Origin of the sequence: Gordonia ajococcus (assembly GCF_012974285.1) — a bacterium.
In the GTDB taxonomy this organism is placed as follows: Bacteria; Actinomycetota; Actinomycetes; order Mycobacteriales; family Mycobacteriaceae; genus Gordonia; species Gordonia amicalis.
This window is the reverse complement of the sequence record NZ_CP052884.1, coordinates 3511766-3531050: the sequence shown is the minus strand read 5'-3', so window position 1 is coordinate 3531050 and position 19285 is coordinate 3511766. Positions and strand designations below refer to the sequence as shown.

Genomic DNA, 19285 nt, shown 5'->3' with positions numbered 1-19285 from the left:
GAACGGTCACGCCGGGAACGCCTGCGGCGGCGGGTCAGGCGCGGGAGGTCTGCAGCCGCTTGTGGATCGCATCGGCGGCGGCGAGGAGATCGGCGGCCCAGCGGGCGCCCGGCCGACGGCCCATGCGGTCGATGGGGCCGGAGACCGAGATCGCGGCGACGACGTCACCGTTGCCGTCGCGCACGGGCGCCGAGACGCTCGCCACGCCCGCCGCGCGCTCGCCGGCACTCTGGGCCCAGCCGCGGCGTCGGATCTCGTGCAGGGCTCGCTCGCTGAACACGCTGTCGTGCAGCAGCGCGCGCTGCGTCGCCGGGTCGGCCCAGGCGAGCAGGACCTTGGCTGCGGAGCCGGCGCTCATCGGGAACCGTGTTCCGACGGGCACGGTGTCGCGCAGGCCGGTAGGCGGTTCCATCGCGGCCACGCACACGCGTTCGGCACCTTCGCGGCGGTAGACCTGGACGGATTCGCCGGTGATGTCACGGAGTCGGGGAAGGACCATCAACGCGGACTCGGTCACGGGATCATGGGCGGAGGCGGCGAGTTCGCCCAGTGCCGGCCCCGGTTGCCAGCGTCCGGTGATGTCTCGTGCGAGGAAGCGATGGGTCTCGAGGCCGACCGCGAGCCGGTGTGCGGTGGCGCGCGGGAGTCCGGTGCGCCCACACAACTCCGAGAGATTGCACGGGGCCTCGGCGATGGCGTGGAGTACCGCCACGGATTTGTCGAGTACGCCGATTCCGCTGCTGACCGCGGATGCGCTATCCTGTCCCATAGGACGATACTAGCTGTCCAAATAGTGAGATGCACGTTTCAGCGCGAGCTGAGCGCGCACCGTCCGCCGAACCCGAGAAGATATCGAGTGCAGCCATGAGCAACAGCCCAGCCCAGCCGCTAACTCTTGCCGAGAAGGTCTGGCGCGACCACGTTGTCGTGCCCGGTGAGGCCGATGCGTCCGGAAACAACAATCCGGACCTGATCTACATCGACCTGCATCTCGTCCACGAGGTCACCAGTCCGCAGGCCTTCGACGGCCTCCGACTGGCGGGTCGCCCCGTGCGACGCCCCGACCTGACGATCGCCACCGAGGATCACAACGTCCCGACGGTCGACATCGACAAGCCGATCGCCGATCCGGTGTCGCGCACGCAGGTCGAGACCCTTCGCAAGAACTGCGAGGAGTTCGGTATCCGGCTGCACCCGATGGGAGACGCCGAACAGGGCATCGTGCACGTGGTCGGTCCGCAGCTGGGTCTGACCCAGCCCGGAATGACCGTGGTGTGCGGTGACAGCCACACGGCCACCCACGGTGCTTTCGGTGCGATCGCCATGGGGATCGGCACCAGCGAGGTGGAGCACGTCCTCGCGACGCAGACCCTTTCGCTGCGCCCGTTCAAGACGATGGCGATCAACGTCGACGGCCGCCTGCCCCCCGGCGTCACGGCCAAGGATCTGATCCTGGCGATCATCGCGAAGATCGGCACCGGCGGTGGACAGGGCTACGTCCTCGAGTACCGCGGCGAGGCGATCCGCAACCTGTCGATGGAAGCGCGGATGACCGTGTGCAACATGTCGATCGAAGCGGGCGCCCGCGCCGGCATGATCGCTCCCGACGAGGTCACCTACGAGTTCCTCAAGGGTCGTCCGCACGCTCCGAAGGGTGCCGAATGGGATGCGGCTGTTGAGTATTGGGACAGCCTGCGCACCGACGACGACGCCGTCTTCGACGCCGAGGTCCACATCGACGCCGGCGAGTTGACCCCGTTCGTCACCTGGGGGACCAACCCGGGGCAGGGTGCGCCGTTGGGAGCGACCGTCCCGGACCCCGCCGACTTCGGTGACGAGGTCGCATCGAGCGCCGCGTCGAAGGCCCTCGAGTACATGGATCTCCAGCCGGGTACGCCGTTGCGTGACATCAAGGTCGACACGGTGTTCGTCGGATCGTGCACCAACGGTCGCATCGAGGACCTGCGCGCGGTCGCCGACATCCTCAAGGGCCGCAAGATCGCCGACGGCATGCGGATGCTCATCGTGCCCGGTTCGATGCGCGTGCGCGCCCAGGCCGAGGAAGAGGGCCTCGGGGAGGTCTTCCTGAACGCCGGCGCCGAATGGCGACAGGCCGGATGCTCGATGTGTCTGGGGATGAACCCGGATCAGCTTGCGCCCGGTGAGCGGTGCGCCTCGACGTCGAACCGCAATTTCGAAGGGCGGCAGGGCAAGGGCGGACGCACCCACCTGGTGTCACCGGCCGTCGCGGCCGCCACCGCGATCCGCGGGACGCTGTCCGCTCCGGCCGATCTCGGTTGAGTAACCCCCAGACCACATTCCAGACAACTTCCGAACAGGGACTTTCATCATGCAGCCGTTCACCGAACACACGGGCATTGGCGTCCCGCTGCGCCGCAGCAACGTCGACACCGACCAGATCATCCCGGCCGAATACCTGAAGCGGGTGACCCGCACTGGCTTTGAGGACGGTCTCTTCGCCGGGTGGCGCACCGACCCGGGCTTCATCCTCAACAACGAGCCGTGGAGCAACGGCTCCGTTCTGGTCGCCGGGCCGGACTTCGGCACCGGCTCCTCGCGCGAGCACGCGGTATGGGCGCTGTCCGATTTCGGGTTCCGCGTGGTGATCTCGTCCCGGTTCGCCGACATCTTCCGCGGGAACGCCGGCAAGGCCGGACTGGTCGCCGCCCAGGTCGAACAGTCCGACGTCGAGTTGCTGTGGAAGCGACTCGAGGAGAGCCCCGGGATGGAAATCACGGTGAGCCTTGTCGATAAGAGCGTCACGGCAGGAGACCTCGTGGTGCCGTTGGCAATTGATGACTACACCAGGTGGCGCCTGATTGAGGGTCTCGACGACATCGGATTGACGTTGCGGCAGGTAGACGCGATTTCCGAGTACGAGTCGAAGCGTCCGTCGTTCAAACCGAGGACTCTCGCGGACTGACCGGAGACCCCTCTCGAGGCCGCGCGGACGGTCCGGTCCCGCGACGCGGAGACCCTGTGAGCTGCTATGCGATTTCGCAACACGGCGTCCTAATTGGCGTGGAAGATGGACGTTTTCAAATTCGACGTTTACCGTGTGTGGGTAGCTGGCCGAAAACCGGTCAGATCAGCTTGCGGAGGTACTCATGAACAAGGCGGAGCTCATTGATGAGCTGACCAAGAAGCTCGACGCGGATCGCAAGACTGCGACTGAAGCCGTCGAGCTCGTCGTCGACACGATCGTTCGCGCGGTCAACAAGGGCGAGAGCGTGACGATCACCGGCTTCGGTGTTTTCGAGAAGCGGAAGCGTGCGCCGCGCGTCGCTCGCAATCCGCGCACCGGCGAGACCGTGAAGGTCCGTGCTACTTCGGTTCCCGCGTTCCGTCCGGGTGCTCAGTTCAAGGCCGTCGTGGCCGGCAAGCAGAAGCTCGCCGCCACCGGTCCGGCTGTGAAGCGCGGCAGCGGCACCACGGCGGCCAAGAAGGCTGCTCCGGCCAAGAAGACCGCGGCCAAGAAGGCTGCTCCGGCCAAGAAGACCGCGGCGAAGAAGGCTCCGGCCAAGACCACGGCGGCCAAGAAGACCACCGCGGCAAAGAAGACCACGGCGGCCAAGAAGACCGCGCCGGCCAAGAAGACCACGACCGCGGCGAAGAAGGCCGCTCCGGCCAAGAAGGCTGCTCCGGCCAAGAAGACCGCAGCCAAGAAGGCTCCGGCCAAGAAGGCCGCGGCGAAGAAGGCTCCGGCCAAGAAGTCGACGCGCCGCTGAAGACCGGCCCGGTAGGGCACACCGCTTTTCAGATCAACCCCTGGTGACTTCCCCACCAGGGGTTGATCTGTGTTCGGAGGGACTCTCAGTCGGACGGAAGCGGACTCGCGATGTGATCGGCCGCCACGAGCCGGCCGTCGTGGAGCGAGCACACCCACACGCTGCCCTTGCGGTTCGAGGCCTTCGGCAGGGTGATGCCGTCGCGCTCGGCCCACCAGTCCATCAGCGGTGGGATCACCTTGCCCTGACTGCACACCGCCAGGGTGTCCGGCATTTCGGACGCCAGCTCCCGGATTCGGCGTTGTGCCGCGGTCGGATCCGCGCGATAAACCTCCTCGGAGAGGTCCGGCTCGCTGCAGGACTCGACACCGAGACGGGAGCGTAGCGGCTCCAGTGTCTGCTCACAGCGCACTCGATCCGCGGAGTGGATCCGTTGCGCACCGAAGGCCAGCAGCAGCGGGACGAGCGCCGCTGCCTGGGTGCGACCGAGGGCGTCGAGCGGGCGGAGGCGGTCGTCACCTTTGTAAACAGAGCGCCGCCCCGCCTTGGCGTGGCGCACCAGCAGCAACGTGTGCAGATCGGCCGGCAGTCGCGTGAACTCGCGCAGAATTTCGCGATCCAGGTCATAGCTCAGCGTCTTTCGCGCTTTCTCGACCGTGAGCCAGCGTAATTCGTCGACCTCGTCGTCGGGGGTGAACGCACCGTTGTCGCCTCGCGCGGACCAGTAGCGCACATGCTTGCGCCCCGACCCGAGGTCATAGTGAACATCGCCGAGGTGCCGTCCGAGGACGACGTGTTGCCCCGTCTCCTCGGCGATCTCACGGACCGCGGTGTCGACGAGGGTCTCGCCCGGCTCACCCCTCCCCTTGGGGATGGTCCAGTCGTCGTAGCGCGGCCGATGGACAACGGCGATCTCCAGGTCTTCCGGAGCGGTGGAGCCCGACGTACCCGGCCGCCAGACGACGGCGCCGGCGGCCCACACACTTTTCCGAGGCACCGTCTTCGTCATCGGGAATCGCTGCCCGGATGCGGCGTCAAGGCGGAGCCGGTCACGAATTGATCTCCGGCCGACGACGATTGCGGCGCATCATCTGTCGCTGATGGTCGCGGACCTCCTCGCCCGCGGCAGGGGAGGCCACCCAACTGCCGTCGGTCTGCAGGACCCAGCATCGCGTGCGCGGGTCGAGCGCCGAGGCGAAGATGTCGCCGAGTTCACCGGCGAGGCGCTTGTCGCGCACGTTCACCATCACCTCGATCCGACGATCCAGGTTGCGATGCATCATGTCGGCGCTGCCGATCCAATACTCGTTCTGGGCACCGAAATGCAGGATGCGGGAATGTTCGAGGAACTGGCCGAGGATCGACCGGACGTGGATGTTGTCGCTGACGCCGGCAATCCCCGGACGCAGAGCGCTGATCCCGCGGACCACGACATCGACCGGGACCCCTTCCTGCGAGGCCCGGTACAGCGCGTCGATCACCTGCTCGTCGACCAACGCATTGGCCTTGAGCTGCACGCGAGCGCGGTCGTCGCCCGCGCGGAAGAGTTCGATCTCGCGGTGGATGCGCTCGATGATGCCCGCCCGGATGCCCTGGGGGGCAACGAGGATGTTGCGGTACTCCTTCTTGCGTGAATACCCGGTCAGTGTGTTGAACAGGTCCGTCAGGTCCGCGCCGATGTCGGGGGCGGCGGTGAGCAGGCCCACGTCCTCGTACAGCCGCGCGGTCTTCGGGTTGTAGTTGCCGGTACCGATGTGGCAGTAGCGCTTGATCGTCGAGCCCTCGCGGCGGACCACCAGACATGTCTTGCAGTGCGTCTTGAGCCCCACCAGTCCATAGACGACGTGGACACCGGCCTGCTCGAGTTTGCGCGCCCACTTGATGTTGGCCTGCTCGTCGAAGCGTGCCTTGATCTCCACCAGCGCCACGACCTGTTTGCCCGCCTCGGCGGCATCGATGAGCGCATTGACGATCGGGGAATCACCCGAGGTGCGGTAGAGGGTCTGCTTGATCGCGAGAACCTGTGGGTCGGCCGCCGCCTGTTCGATGAACCGTTGCACGCTCGTGGAGAACGAATCGTACGGGTGATGAACGAGGACGTCGCCCTCGCGCAACGTCGAGAAGACACTCTTGGGTGTCTCGCGCTCGCCGAACGCCGGGTGGGTGGCCGGCACGAACGGACGATCCTTCAGATGCGGCCGATCCAGGTCGTAGATCTCGAAAAGCGATGACAGATCGAGCAGACCGGGCACCTGGATGACATCGGCCGGGTTGACGTCGAGCTCGCGCAGCAACAGCTCGAGCATGTGCTCGCTCATGTCGTCGGCCACCTCGAGACGCACCGGTGAACCGAACCGGCGTCGGGCGAGTTCACGCTCGAGGGCCTGCAGGAGGTCCTCGTCGCGGTCCTCCTCGACCTCGAAATCGGCGTTTCGGGTGATCCGGAAGGCATGATGTTCAACTACTTCCATGCCCGGGAACAACGTGCCGAGATTGGCCGCGATGAGATGTTCCATCGGCAGGAACACCGCGCTCTTCGTGTGCGTCCCGTCGTCCGGGCCGCGGTAGGGCGCGAGCTGATCGACCCGGATGAAGCGGTTCACGTTGTCCGGGACCTTCACTCGGGCGAAGTGCTCGCCGCTCTCGTTGATGTCCTTGACGGTCACCGCGAGATTCAGCGACAGGCCACTGATGTAGGGGAACGGGTGAGCCGGGTCGACCGCGAGCGGGGTGAGGACGGGGAAGACCTCGTCCTGGAAGTAGTCGACCATCCGGGCACGCTGGTCATCGGTGAGCTGTGACCAGGACACGACATAGATGTCGTTGTCGGCCAATGCCGGTCGGACCGAGTCGAGGAAGACGCGGGCGTGACGGTCGGCGATGCTCTGGGTCCGCCCGGCGATGCGCATCAGCTGCTCCCGCGGGGAGAGTCCGTCTGCCGATCGGACCGACAGGCCCGTCTCGTCGCGGCGTTTGAGGCCCGCGACCCGGACCATGAAGAACTCATCGAGGTTGGAGGCGAAGATGGCGAGAAACTTCGCGCGTTCGAGCAACGGCAGCGAGGTGTCCTCGGCGAGTGCCAGCACCCGGGAGTTGAAGTCGAGCCAACTCAATTCTCGGTTGAGATACCGATCCTCGGGCAGGTCCGCGGACTCGTCGGGGACGAGCGTTGCGGCCGGCGGGGCATTGGGGATCGGCGTGGTCGTGACCGTGGCGGTCGTCGATGAGGTGTCGTCGGCAGGGCTCACCCATCAATGATGACCCATACTCGGAGCCCGTGGCATGAGCAGGACCCGTGAACCCCGTCGTCCACGGCACGATGTCCCTGTCGCCGTCACACGACAAGCGGAGTCATGCGGCAGTCACAGACGACGCAGAGCCTCGGCGGTGTGGGGGCCGATGCCGAGTGCGCGTGCGGCGACGAGATCGGTTGCGGTGTCGACGTCTGTGCGCAGATCGATCCACCGGGTGTGTGCGGGGTCGAGTTCGACGGCGCCGGCGGCCCGGTGCGCAGCCGCCGAACCCGGGCCGAATCGAGGTGCGTCGTCGAGAGCACCGGTCTCGTCGGGGAGGAGATTGCCGTGCAGGAGAACCGTGCCGGTACCGTCGCGGTCGGTCAGGAAGCTGAGACGGTGTGCCGGCGCCTCCCGCAGGACCGCGCGCAGCGAATCGCTGGTCGCGGCCGGCAGGTCGGCCTGCACGAACACCAGCCGCGTCGAATCCGGCCATGTCTCACGGGCCCACCGCGCACCGTGGCCGAAGGCGCTGTTGAGGCCCGAACCGGTCGTGGGCGAGTCCACCTCGGGTAGTCCGTGCGTGCCCGCCCGTCGCGCCGCGTCAAGTACCTCGTCGTCCGGACTGACGACCACCACTCTCGAGACGCCGGCACCTCGAAGGGCCTCGACGGTGTCGAGAAACATCGCCAGGACAAGAGAGCCCCGCGTGGTCGGTTCGTCGTGGCCGGTGGCGGCCGACAGCGTGGCCACCAGCCGCGACTTCGCGCGCTGGAGACTCTTGACGGCCAGCACGGCCGCGACCGTCGCCCCGCCGGCCGCGGGGCTCCCCGTGGCGGCGCTGAGGTCGACGCTCATGTCGACGGCGCTGTGGTCCATGCTGACCATCATGGTGCACCGCGCGATGGTGGGTGACATTCCGGGTCGGTCAGCCGGTGCGTGGCATTAGGGTGGGCAGGTAGTCGTTCGGTCCGAAGAGACGGACCCGGGGCAGGAGGAGTGCGGTGCGCGCGGCGGTCATGGGTGCTGGTTCCTGGGGTACGGCGGTGGCGAAAGTCCTCGTGGATGCGGGAACCGAGACGGTCATCTGGGCACGACGCCCGGAACTGGCGGATGCGATCAACTCCGAACACGTGAACCCGAACTATCTGTCGGACATCACGTTGCCCGGCGAGCTGACGGCCACCAGTGACGCGGTGGACGCACTGACAGGTGCAGACATCGTCGTGTGCGGCGTGCCGTCGCAGTCCCTGCGGGAGAACCTGACGCAGTGGACCCCGCACATCGGTTCCGACGCATCGCTCGTGTCGCTGGCCAAAGGCATCGAGACCAGCACGCTGTTGCGGATGAGTGAGGTCATCGCCGAGGTCACCGGCGTCGCCGATGACCGGATCGCCGTGCTCACCGGACCCAACCTCGCGCATGAGGTCGCCGAGGGGCAGCCGGCGGCGACCGTCATCGCAAGCGTCGACGAGTCCCGCGCCGTCACCCTGCAGAGCGCGTTCAGCACCCGCTATTTCCGGCCGTACACCAACACAGACGTCATCGGCTGCGAGATCGGTGGCTCGGCCAAGAACGTGATCGCGCTCGCCTGCGGCATCGCGAGCGGAGTCGGATTCGGTCAGAACACGCTCGCCACGATCATCACGCGCGGCCTTGCGGAGACCATCCGTCTCGGGGTGGCCGTCGGCGCACAGATCGAGACCCTGGCCGGGCTCGCAGGAGTCGGCGATCTGGTCGCGACCTGCTCGTCGCCGCTGTCCCGGAATCGGACCTTCGGAGCCCGACTCGGCGAGGGCGCGACGATGGCCGAAGCGCAGGCGGCCACCAACGGACAGGTCGCCGAGGGTGTGAAGTCGTGTTCGTCGGTGCGCGCGCTCGCCGAGAAGCACCAGGTGCCGATGCCGCTGACCGACGCGGTGCACAAGGTGTGCCATGACGGGCAATCGGTCGCCGACGCGATCAACTCCCTGCTCGGCCGCAGCGCCAAGCCGGAGATCTACCGGGACTGACCTGAAGCGTCAGCCGAAGTCGAGCGGACCGCGTTCGAGCGTCTGGTCGATGAGGCCCGAGATGTCGGTGATCGGACCGTTCCCGGCATTGGACGGAACCCACAGTGCGACGTAGGGACGATGATCGACGCTCACGTAGGCCTGTCCGGAACCGTCGACGGTGTCGGTGATGAACCACTGCACACCGGCCCGGCCGGCCGCGTGGATCTCCTGCAGGTTGCTCGTCGGGGACAGCTCGGCCGGCCGCGTCACGCCGCAGCGCAGCGTCAGGTCGTCGCCGGACGCTTCCGCGGGCCAGGTCGCGCGGTCCCCGGAGATCTCCTTGTCGCCGAATCCTTCGAACCGCTGGGGCGCCGCGTCGAGCAGACGCGTGCAGTCCGCAGACGCGCTGCCGTCCGAGGCGTATGACTCGACGGGGTTCACCGTCTCGGGCCGCAACGCGGCGAAAGCGATGAAGCCCGCGATCACCATCACCGGGATGGCGACGAGAGTCGCGATGAGCGCGGGACTCAGGCGGGAGCCGGCACCATACCGTTCGTCGACCGCAGGGTCCTCCGGGCCGGCGAGGTCACCGGCCGCCGGATCGTCCGCCTTGTCGTTCTCGGGATCCTGAGGGGTGTCATCCGAACCTGCTGACGTCACGCCACCACCCTAGGAGCCGGCCGCGTCCCGGCCGAAGCCGGGACCGGCAAACCCGACTCAGCGGGTGTGGTCGACCACCGGGCAGGTCAAGGTGCGGGTGATCCCGGCTACCTTCTGGATCTGGGGAACCACACTCTCGGTGAGCTGCGTGGCATCGGCGGCATCCACCCGGACGATCACGTCATAAGGTCCGCTGACCTCTTCGGATGAGGCGACCCCCGAGATCTCGGCGATGGTCGCCGCCGCGAGGGCGGCCCGACCGACCTCGGTCTGGATCAGTATGTACGCCTGAACCACGGGCATCCTCTCCGTTTGTGCCCCCATCGCCGACACGGGTTCGAATCCGGCGGCAGTGGGCGCTGCGCGGCGAACACCGTTCGCCGTGAGCCCAATACACTGTGGCACACATTGTCACCGACAATCCCGTTCGCGCGCGACTCGACGGGGACCCGACGAGAGTGAGACCGGACAAGTGACCTCCGACGACGTCGGCACCGAGCGCCTCGACATTGTCGACACCGACCACACCGACTCTGTCGACACCGACCACACCGACACCGTGGGGGAGATCGGTGAGCGTGCGGTGATCGCCGCGCTCACCGCAGCGGCGACCGCGGCCGGACCCGCCGACGACATCGTGATCGGCTCGGGCGACGACGCGGCCGTCCTCGAGATCGGCGGGTCGGCGGTGATCAGCACCGACACGGTCGTCGAGGGACGGCATTTCCGGTTCGACTGGTCGACGCCGCAGCAGGTCGGGGCGCGGGCGGTGGTCCAGAGTTCGGCCGACGTCGCCGCGATGGGCGGCCGGACGACCGGGCTCGTGGTGTCCATCGCCTGCCCGTCGGCCACTCCCGTGAGCGTCGTCCTCGACCTCAACGACGGAGTCGTGGGCGCCGCACATGCCCTGGGCGCACGGGTTCTCGGTGGTGACCTGGTCGCCGCGGAGCAGGTGGTGGTGAGCGTCACCGCCGTCGGGGCGCTCGAAGGTCGCCGGCCGGTCTCGCTGGGTGGTGCCCGCAGCGGCGATGTCCTCGCGGTGAGTGGTCCGCTGGGCGCCAGTGCAGCCGGTCTGGCGGTGTTGTCGACCCCGGGCATCGACGAGTCACTGTGGTCGGAAGTCGTTGCTCTGCATCGTGTTCCGATGCCCGACCTGAGCCAGGGGCCCGTCGCGGCCGCGGCCGGAGCGCATGCGATGACCGACATCTCCGACGGGCTCGTCGAAGAACTGATCACCATGTCGCGTGCCGCGCAGTTGGCGATGGCCGTCGAGGTCGACGCGGTGCCGCGGCGTCCCGATCTGGCCCCACTGGCCACAGAACTCGGTGTCGAGGTGGACGAATGGGTGCTGACCGGCGGTGAGGATCACCACCTTCTCGCCGCCTTCGACGTCACGTCCGTGCCCGACGGCTGGACGGTGATCGGGTCGGTCCGGGAGGCCTCTTCGCCGACACCAGAGGTGTGGGTCGACGGCCGGCGCGTCGGCGGACCGGACGGGCCCGATCTACACGGGTGGCAGTCGTTCGCCGTTCCGCGCGGATGATCCGACGGACCGTGCGGTTCCGCCACCGGAATCGCCCCGCTCCATGACACTGTGGACATGGTCTCGCGATCGGATGCCGCCGACGACGCATCGTCGTCGATCCTTCTCGCGACCGTCGTCAATCCGGCCGGACTGACGCTGGCGAAGACGGTCACTCCCGAACGAGTGCCGGCGTTCGCGTCGGCGGGTCTCGGGGCCAGCCCGTCATGGCATGCGTTCGCGATCGATCAGACCGGTATCGCGTTCAGCGACGAGGTCGGAGTGGTGGGGGATCAGCGCATCCGGATCGATCTCGACGCCCGGGTGGTGGTCGACCCGACCTTGAGCTGGGCACCCGGAGAGTTCTTCGGCCTCACGGGTGATCCGGTGCCGCAGTGCGCTCGCGGCACACTGCGTCGCGTCGTCGCCGATCTCGCCGACGCCGGACTGCACGCCATGGTGGGTCACGAACTCGAGTTCGTGCTCGTCGCATCGGACGGGACGCCGCTGCCGTCCGCCCTGTGGACGCCGTACGGTGCGGTCGGCCTCGTCGAACTCGAGGGGTTCGTCCGGGATGTCCTCATCTCGTGTCGGGCCGCGGGGATCATCGTCGAACAGTTTCATCCCGAACACGCGCGCTGGCAGTTCGAGGTGTCACTCGGTCCGTCCGACCCCATCACCGCGGCCGATCGACTCGTGCTCACCCGAATCCTGATCGGACGGCTCGCCCGCAAACACGGTCTGCGTGCCAGCTTTTCACCCAAACCGTTCGTGGACGAGGCGGGATGCGGTGCCCATCAGCACATCTCGCTGCACCGCGGTGATCGGCCACTGCTGTCCGGGGGAACCGGGGTCGCCGGGATGACGCCCGACGGCGAGCGCGCGGTCGCGGGCATCCTCGACGCGATCCTCGAGCTGCAGGGTGTGCTGTGTGGATCGGTGGTGTCCGGGCTGCGCATGCTGCCCGGGCAGTGGGCCGGCGCCCACGCCTGCTGGGGTGTGGAGAACCGCGAAGCGGCGGTGCGACTGGTCCGTGCGGATGCGGTGGACATCGCGAGTGTCGTTGGTACGCAAGAGGATGCTCCGGGAACGCGGGGTCGGGGCGCCAATGTCGAGGTGAAGATCATCGATCCGTCCGCAAACGTCTACTTCGCCACCGCGGCCATCCTGGGCGCGGCCGCGGCCGGGATCGAACGCAGGGCCACCCTGCCGCCCGAGGTCGGCGTCGATCCCCGCACCCGCCCACTGGGTGAGCGAAGGCCGCTGTCCACCGATCAAGGTGAGGTCGTCGACCGGATGGAGGTGTCCCCGCTGCTTCGCGGGATCCTCGGCGACCCCGCGGTCGACGCACTCGTGGCGGTCCGGCGGTACGAGGTCACCCATTTCCCCGATCACACCCCCGAGACACTGACCGAGCGGTTCCGGCTGGCCTGGAGCGTGTGACCGGCGCGGGTGGGCACGGGTCGGTATCTGCACGTGGCTAGAGTCTCCGTATGGCGATCTACGCACTCGACGACCGCGTGCCCGTCCTGGGCGACGAGACCTATGTCCACCCCGACGCGGTGGTGATCGGAGCCGTCACGCTCGGCGACGGTGTCTCGGTGTGGCCGGGGGCCGTTCTGCGGGGCGACTACGGCACCATCACCATCGGTGAGCGCAGCAACATCCAGGACGGCACGGTCATCCACTGCACAGTCTTCGAGCCGACCGTGATCGGCGCGCGGTGCGTGGTCGGACACAATGCGCACATCGAGGGTGCGACCATCGGCGACGACTGTCTCATCGCCTCCGGCTCGGTGGTCCTGAACGGGTCGACGATCGGCAGCGGTGCGATCGTCGGGGCAGGGGCCGTCGTCCCGTTCAAATTCGACGTGCCGCCGCGTCGTATGGCACTCGGTGTGCCCGCGCGACTACGGGAGAACTACGAGGTCCCCGAGGGACACACCGAACTCAACAGCGAGATGTACTTCCAGAACGCCAAGTACTACCGCGAATCGCTGCGGCGACTCGACTGACACACATGATCCACCGATGGGACTGATGGGGAGACCGGAGTGACCGCACCGACCAAACCGCTCGCCGAGATCATCGACCCCGGCTGGGCCGAGGCCCTGGCCCCGGTCGAGCCGATCATCACCGAGATGGGCCGGTTCCTGCGCAACGAGATCGCCGAGGGCCGCCGCTATCTGCCCGCCGGACAACACATCCTGCGGGCCTTCACCCGGCCGATCGACGACGTGCGGGTGCTCATCGTCGGGCAGGACCCGTACCCGACCCCGGGGCATGCTGTCGGCCTGAGCTTCTCCGTGGCCCCCGACGTGCGTCCGATTCCGCGGTCCTTGGCCAACATCTACACCGAGTACTGTTCGGATCTCGGGTATCCGATGCCGACCAACGGAGATCTCACCCCGTGGGCCGACAACGGCGTCCTGTTGCTGAACCGGGTGCTGACGGTCGCGCCGGGGGAGCCCGCATCTCACCGCAAGAAGGGCTGGGAAGCGGTCACCGAATGCGCGATCAAGGCGCTTGTCGCCCGTGACGAACCGCTCGTCGCGATCCTGTGGGGCAAGGATGCGGCCGGGCTTCAGGAGTGGTTGCCGGACGTCCCGGCCATCGTCTCGGCACACCCGTCGCCGCTGTCGGCGTCGCGCGGCTTCTTCGGTTCGCGGCCGTTCAGCCGGGCCAACGAAGAACTCGCCGATCTCGGCGCCGATCCGGTGGACTGGCGGCTGCCCTGAGTTCCGCTCTCGTCTCCGAGAGAACCCGGGACAACCACCCATCTCAGGGAGCGGTGGCCTACTCGGTAAGCCGAGAAGATCAGCGCGTCTTGCCGAAGTCCGGCGCGCGCTTGCCGACGAACGCGTCGACGCCTTCGATGCCCTCGGCGAGGCCGGACCGTTCGGAGATGGAACGTCCCTCGATGGTGAGCTGTTCGATCAGCGAGTTCTCCGACGACACGGCCAGCAGGCGTTTGGTGCCGGAGTCGGCGGAGCGGGGCCCTGCCGCGATCGTCTCGGCGTTGGCGCGGGCCACGGTCTCGACGTCCTCGTCGGCGACGATCTCCGACAGGATTCCCCAGTTCAGCGCGTCGTCGGCGGAGAGGACGCGGTCGGTGAGGATGATCTGGCGTGCCCGCGCGGCGCCGACCGCGCGGGGAAGGGTCCAGGTGAGCCCGCCGTCGGGGGTGAGTCCGATGCCGCGGTAGGCGGGACGGAGTTTGGAGGAGGTGCCGCCGATGGCGACGTCGGCGTGCAGCACCAGCGACATGCCGGCACCGGCAGCCCAGCCCTTGGCGGCGGCGACAACCGGGACCTCGGCCTCGTAGAGGGCGTTGACAAAGGCGTGGAAGTTGTCGGCGATCAGACGCAGATAGGTGGGTCGATCGTCGGCGGCGGCGAAGGCCCGCACGTTGCCGCCGGCGCAGAAGTTCTTGCCCGCACCGACGAGGAGCACCGCGCCGACGTCGCGACGACCGCGTGCCACCTCGCGCAGCGCCTGGGTGCCCGCGGCGATCCCGTCGTCGTCGAGTGAGTTGCCCGCGCCCGCAGCCGACACCGCGATCGTCAGGACGCCGTTGGCCTCACTCACGGGAGCCGACGCGTCGGGCTGGGGGGTTTCGGTGGTGGGGATTGCGTGGAAGTCATGCGCGGAACATTATCTCGCACACACCAAAGACCCGACGCCGGGGAGCTTACGCTCGGTGGCATCGGGTCTCGTGCTCTCGAACCCCATCACCCGCGTACGGGTGATGACGATCAGACAGCTGCGGTCTTGCCGGCCTTCAGGCAGGAGGTGCAGACGTTCTTGCGCTTGCGGTTGCCCGGGGCGACCTCGACGCGAACAGACTGGATGTTCGGGTTCCAGCGGCGGTTGGTACGGCGGTGCGAGTGAGACACCGACTTGCCGAAGCCCGGGCCCTTGCCGCAAATGTCGCAGACGGCAGCCATCGTCGAACTCCCTTGATAGATGAATATGGTCTCGTGGTCAGCCTCGCGGATCGGCACCACCGGAAGTGTGCGCGTGGACCGAAAGGCAACCCTGCAAGGATAACCAGCTCGGGTGGGCGTGGCCAAATCCGGGTCGCGGTGCCCCGCCTCGAGGCGCGGACGTCTCCGGGTCGTCGGGGACGCCGAGTAACCTTGCACACATCCTTCCAGACCGTCCCCTCGGCCCGCGGCGCAGCCCCGTCGTATGCCCAGGTCAGAGCGAGAAAGAGTCACCGCGTGATCGCCCGCACCATCAACCCGCAGCTGCTGCGTGACTGGGCCCGTGTCTGTGTCGACCAGCTCGAGGATCTGCGAGGCGAGATCAACGACCTCAACGTCTTCCCGATCCCGGACTCGGACACCGGCAGCAACATGCTGTTCACCATGCGGGCGGCTGCGGACGCCGCCGAGGCCGCACCGGACGACGCGTCGTTGCCGCAGGTCGCCCGCGCGATGGCCGACGGTGCGGTGGCGCAGGCACGCGGCAACTCGGGCATCATCCTGTCGCAGGTCCTCGTCGGCCTGGCCGACGGCGCCGAGATCCTCGGCGACACCGAATCCCTGACCTTCGGTGATCTGGCGACGCTCGGCCTCCGCCTCGGGTCGCTCGCCGCGACCCGCGCGGTCAGCGAACCGCGCGAGGGAACGGTGCTGACCCTGGTTCGAGTGGCCGCCGAGGCGGCCGCCGCACATGAGAAGGAGACCGCCGCCGACATCGTCCGCGCCGTCGCCGACGACTGCGCCGAGGCGCTCGAACGTACGCCGGAGCAGTTGTCGGTCCTCGCCTCCGCGGGGGTCGTCGACGCAGGCGGACGCGGGTTCCTCGTGATCGTCGATGCCATGGTCCGGGTGATCACCGGGGTGGCCAACCGCCGGCGCCGTTACCGGGGCATCCTCACCGACAGCACGACCCTCGGACACGGGGTCGACGACGCCTGCGTGGAGAGCAGCGATCAGGACTTCGAGGTGATGTACCTGCTCGACGGCGCGGCGGGTGAACAGATCGCCGAACTCCGCGAGCGTCTGAACGAACTGGGCGACGCCGTGGTCATCGTCGGCGACAGCTCGAGCGGCGAGGGCGAGCGCTTCTCCGTCCACGTCCACACCTGTGAGCCCGGTCCCGCGGTGGAGGCCGGCGCGGGACTCGGCCGGCTCTCGGATGTCCGCATCAGCTGCTTCGCGCTCGATGCCATTCGCGCACAAGTCGATTCGAGCGAACCTCCGCCGCGGCACAAGCGTGCCGTGGTGGCGGTGGCGCTCGGCGACGGTGCGGCCGACCTCTTCGCCGAGGCCGGGGCGACCGTGCTGCGCGCCGACGGCGGGCTGACCGCACAGGCCTTGGGACGGTCGATCCGCGACACCGACAGTGCCCACGTGGTGGTCATGGCCAACGGCGCGTTGAGTTCTCAGGATCTCGTCACCGTCACCACCGAAGTGCGTTCGACGCAGCGTTCGGTGCTGATGCTCCCGACGTCGTCGATGACCCAGTGCCTGGCGGCGCTCGCGGTGCACGATCCGAGTGAGACCCCCGACATCGACGCCTATGCGATGGCCGAGGCCGCCGCCGGTGCGCGGTGGGGGTCCCTGCAGCTCGCGACCACGAAGATGATGACGCTGGCCGGGATGTCGGACGTCGGTGACGTCCTCGGGCTCATCGGCGACGACGTCCTGGTGGTGGCGCCCGACCAGACCTCGGCTGGAACCGCCCTGATCGACCTGATGCTCGCGACCGGTGGTGAGCTGGTGACCGTGCTCGCCGGCACCGCCGTCGACGAGTCCGCGCTGGAGGCCGTCGCGGAACAGATGCGCCGCAGCTACCCGGGTATCGAACTCGCGGTCTACCGCACCGGGCAGCGCAGCGATCTGCTGCAGGTGGGTGTCGAGTGACCGAACTGGCGCTGGCGGATTCGCTGTCCGACGTTCTCGGCCCTAAGCCGGCGGAGAAGCTCGCCGCACTCGGCGTGACCACCGTCGGCGAACTGCTGCGCTACACGCCCCGTCGCTACATCCGCCGTGGTCTCGTGGCCGACCATCAGCGGCCCGAACCCGGCGAGTGGCTGACCATCGTCGGCCGGATCACCAAGTCCGATCTGATCCAGATGAAGAGCCGCCGTGGACAGTTCCTGAAGGTCAAGGTCACCGACGAGAACGAGGTCTACGAGGCGAGCTTCTTCAATCCGAAGTTCATCAGGCATCAGCTGCGCCCGGGTGCCCGGGTGATGATGGCCGGTACGGTCAAGTACTTCCGCGAGCAGATCCAGTTGTCCCACCCGGAGTGGATGATCCTGCCCGACGGCGATCCCGAGATCGATCACGTCGTCGGCTCCAAGATGCTGACCGAGATGTACGCGATCGAGGAGGAGGTCACCCGGGAACATGGCGGTGCGCATCCGTTGGTCGCGATGTTCGACCGCGAGATCCTCCCGATGTATCCGGCCACCAAAGACGTACAGACCTGGGACATCCTGGGCGCCGTGCGGCGGGTGCTGGACCATTGCGCGCCGATCCCCGACGCGCTGACCGACGCGCAGCGCCGGGAACGCGGACTGGTCTCCACCGACGAGGCGATCCGCAAGATCCACCTACCCGACTCCGAGGACGATGTGAAGGTCGCCTCGCATCGGCTGAAGTTCGACGAGGCGCTGGCGATCCAGACGGTGCTCGCACAGCGACGGCTCGCGGGCCGCAGTGAAGCGGCTCCGCCGTGCCCGCATGTGCCCGGCGGTCTCGAGGACAAGCTGCGGGAGCGTCTTCCGTTCACGCTCACCGAGGGGCAGCTCGCGGTGGGGGAGGAACTCGCCGAGGACCTGGCTCTGGCGCAACCGATGTCGCGGCTGCTGCAGGGTGAGGTCGGTTCCGGTAAGACCCTCGTCTCGCTGCTCGCGATGCTGCGGGTCGTCGACAACGGATACCAGTGCGCGATCCTCGCACCCACCGAAGTGCTTGCGGCGCAGCATCACCGAACGATGAAGAAGATGCTGGGTGACCTGGCCGAGGGTGGTGAGCTGACCGCGGCCGAGGGGGCGACCCGTATCGCCCTGCTGACCGGATCGATGAAGACCAAAGGCCGGCGCGAGACGCTGCTCGACGTGGTCACCGGCTCGGCGGGCATCGTCATCGGTACGCACGCCCTGCTGGAGGAGAAGGTCGAGTTCTTCGACCTCGGCCTCGTGGTGATCGACGAACAACACCGGTTCGGTGTCGAACAGCGTGATGTGTTGCGCGGCAAGGGGCGTGACGGCCGTATCCCGCACTTCCTGGTGATGACCGCGACGCCGATCCCGCGCACCGTCGCGATGACCGCCTTCGGCGATCTCGAGACGTCGGTCCTGCGCGAGTTGCCGCGCGGCCGCCAGCCGATCTCGACGTCGGTGGTCCCGATGGGCAGGCAGAACTGGGTCGACCGGGTGTGGTCACGTGCCAACGAGGAGATCGACGCCGGCCGACAGGTCTACGTCGTGTGCTCGCGCATCGGCGACGACGACGCCCCGGAACCCGCAGCCGACGACGACGAGAAGGGTCCGAAGACCACGTCGGTCGTCGAGCAGTACGAGGCTCTCGTGGCCGGTCCGTTCGCGCATCGGCGAGTCGAGATGTTGCACGGTCGCCTGGCGCCCGAGGAGAAGAACGCGATCATGGACGCGTTCGGACGGGGCGAGGTCGATGTCCTGGTGTCCACCACCGTCATCGAGGTCGGTGTGGACGTGCCGAACGCGACCACGATGGTGATCGTCGACGCCGAACGGTTCGGGGTGAGCCAGCTTCATCAGCTGCGTGGACGTGTCGGTCGTGGCCAGCACGCCGGCCTGTGTCTGCTGATGACGCACAGCAAGGACATCTCCCAATCGATGCAGCGTCTGCGTGCCGTGGCGGGGTCCAACGACGGCTTCGAACTGGCCCGTGTGGACCTCGAACAACGCCGCGAAGGTGACCTGCTCGGGTCGCTGCAGTCCGGCGTCAACACCTCGCTGCGGTTCCTGTCCTTGCTCGAGGACGTGGAGGTCATCGAGGATGCGCGCGGACTCGCCGAGGACGTGGTGAGCGAGGACATCACGCTTCTGCACCACCGCCCGCTCGCGGACCTCGTCGACGGGATTCTGGTGCCGCAGAAGATCGCGTATCTCGACAAGTCCTGACCGTC

General features: G+C 67.8%; 18 protein-coding genes. 10 read left to right on the top strand and 8 right to left on the bottom strand.

Annotated features, from left to right (window positions below; genetic code table 11):
• Positions 1-34: 34 nt before the first annotated feature.
• A complete protein-coding gene (locus tag GAA2_RS16015) occupies positions 35-769 on the bottom strand; it encodes an IclR family transcriptional regulator (RefSeq protein WP_006434791.1) in 735 nt (244 codons plus the stop codon).
• A gap of 95 nt (positions 770-864) precedes the next feature.
• Between GAA2_RS16015 and leuC the strand changes: the two genes are divergently transcribed.
• The 3 genes from leuC (at position 865) to GAA2_RS16000 (ending at position 3749) form a co-directional block, all read left to right on the top strand.
• Positions 865-2301 (top strand): 3-isopropylmalate dehydratase large subunit, encoded by a 1437-nt coding sequence (leuC, locus tag GAA2_RS16010; RefSeq protein WP_096274211.1) that lies wholly within the window; start codon positions 865-867, stop codon positions 2299-2301.
• A gap of 49 nt (positions 2302-2350) precedes the next feature.
• The gene (gene leuD / locus GAA2_RS16005) at positions 2351-2944 is read left to right on the top strand and encodes a 3-isopropylmalate dehydratase small subunit (protein ID WP_006434793.1); all 594 of its coding nucleotides are present in this window, start codon (positions 2351-2353) and stop codon (positions 2942-2944) included.
• 184 nt (positions 2945-3128) lie between these two features.
• Positions 3129-3749 (top strand): HU family DNA-binding protein, encoded by a 621-nt coding sequence (locus GAA2_RS16000; RefSeq protein WP_024500519.1) that lies wholly within the window; start codon positions 3129-3131, stop codon positions 3747-3749.
• 85 nt (positions 3750-3834) lie between these two features.
• Here the strand turns inward: GAA2_RS16000 and GAA2_RS15995 are convergent, their stop codons facing one another.
• The 3 genes from GAA2_RS15995 to cofC all read right to left on the bottom strand — a co-directional run bounded on the left by GAA2_RS15995 (position 3835) and on the right by cofC (position 7861).
• Positions 3835-4758 (bottom strand): NUDIX hydrolase, encoded by a 924-nt coding sequence (locus GAA2_RS15995; protein ID WP_024500518.1) that lies wholly within the window; start codon positions 4756-4758, stop codon positions 3835-3837.
• A 40-nt stretch (positions 4759-4798) separates the two neighbouring features.
• Positions 4799-6997 carry an RNA degradosome polyphosphate kinase gene (locus GAA2_RS15990; RefSeq protein WP_006434796.1) on the bottom strand — a complete coding sequence of 733 codons (2199 nt, stop codon included), beginning with the start codon at positions 6995-6997 and terminating at the stop codon, positions 4799-4801.
• A 114-nt stretch (positions 6998-7111) separates the two neighbouring features.
• Positions 7112-7861 (bottom strand): 2-phospho-L-lactate guanylyltransferase, encoded by a 750-nt coding sequence (cofC, locus tag GAA2_RS15985; protein WP_006434797.1) that lies wholly within the window; start codon positions 7859-7861, stop codon positions 7112-7114.
• Between the two features lie 125 nt (positions 7862-7986).
• Between cofC and GAA2_RS15980 the strand changes: the two genes are divergently transcribed.
• Positions 7987-8994, top strand: coding sequence for an NAD(P)H-dependent glycerol-3-phosphate dehydrogenase (locus GAA2_RS15980; protein WP_024500517.1), 1008 nt, complete (start codon positions 7987-7989; stop codon positions 8992-8994).
• Between the two features lie 9 nt (positions 8995-9003).
• Here the strand turns inward: GAA2_RS15980 and GAA2_RS15975 are convergent, their stop codons facing one another.
• The gene (locus GAA2_RS15975; RefSeq protein WP_006434799.1) at positions 9004-9636 is read right to left on the bottom strand and encodes a DUF3515 domain-containing protein; all 633 of its coding nucleotides are present in this window, start codon (positions 9634-9636) and stop codon (positions 9004-9006) included.
• Positions 9637-9693: 57 nt separating this feature from the next.
• Positions 9694-9939, bottom strand: coding sequence for an Lrp/AsnC ligand binding domain-containing protein (locus GAA2_RS15970; protein ID WP_006434800.1), 246 nt, complete (start codon positions 9937-9939; stop codon positions 9694-9696).
• A 205-nt stretch (positions 9940-10144) separates the two neighbouring features.
• Here GAA2_RS15970 and GAA2_RS15965 point away from each other — a divergent pair, with 205 nt between their 5' ends.
• Genes GAA2_RS15965 through GAA2_RS15950 form a run of 4 tightly spaced genes read left to right on the top strand, consistent with a single transcriptional unit; the run spans position 10145 to position 13896 of the window.
• Complete coding sequence (locus tag GAA2_RS15965; RefSeq protein WP_051349696.1) at positions 10145-11179, top strand: thiamine-phosphate kinase; 1035 nt, start codon at positions 10145-10147, stop codon at positions 11177-11179.
• A 57-nt stretch (positions 11180-11236) separates the two neighbouring features.
• A complete protein-coding gene (locus tag GAA2_RS15960; protein WP_051349695.1) occupies positions 11237-12601 on the top strand; it encodes a glutamine synthetase family protein in 1365 nt (454 codons plus the stop codon).
• Positions 12602-12651: 50 nt separating this feature from the next.
• Entirely contained in the window at positions 12652-13173 is a 522-nt protein-coding gene (locus tag GAA2_RS15955; protein WP_006434803.1) for a gamma carbonic anhydrase family protein, read from the top strand.
• Positions 13174-13212: 39 nt separating this feature from the next.
• A complete protein-coding gene (locus tag GAA2_RS15950; RefSeq protein ID WP_024500515.1) occupies positions 13213-13896 on the top strand; it encodes a uracil-DNA glycosylase in 684 nt (227 codons plus the stop codon).
• A gap of 79 nt (positions 13897-13975) precedes the next feature.
• On the opposite strand, the gene GAA2_RS15945 is transcribed toward GAA2_RS15950, so the two are convergent.
• Positions 13976-14746, bottom strand: a complete 771-nt coding sequence (locus tag GAA2_RS15945; RefSeq protein WP_191834454.1) for an enoyl-CoA hydratase-related protein — start codon at positions 14744-14746, stop codon at positions 13976-13978.
• Between the two features lie 167 nt (positions 14747-14913).
• Positions 14914-15105: a 50S ribosomal protein L28 gene (gene rpmB, locus GAA2_RS15940; RefSeq protein ID WP_004023092.1), complete on the bottom strand. Its 192-nt coding sequence runs from the start codon at positions 15103-15105 to the stop codon at positions 14914-14916.
• Positions 15106-15381: 276 nt separating this feature from the next.
• Here rpmB and GAA2_RS15935 point away from each other — a divergent pair, with 276 nt between their 5' ends.
• Both GAA2_RS15935 and recG read left to right on the top strand, forming a co-directional pair.
• On the top strand, positions 15382-17031 hold the full coding sequence (locus GAA2_RS15935) for a DAK2 domain-containing protein (RefSeq protein ID WP_024500514.1): 1650 nt from the start codon (positions 15382-15384) through the stop codon (positions 17029-17031).
• Positions 17028-19280 carry an ATP-dependent DNA helicase RecG gene (gene recG / locus GAA2_RS15930; RefSeq protein ID WP_024500513.1) on the top strand — a complete coding sequence of 751 codons (2253 nt, stop codon included), beginning with the start codon at positions 17028-17030 and terminating at the stop codon, positions 19278-19280. Before GAA2_RS15935 ends, recG begins: the two co-directional genes overlap by 4 nt.
• Positions 19281-19285 lie beyond the last annotated feature (5 nt).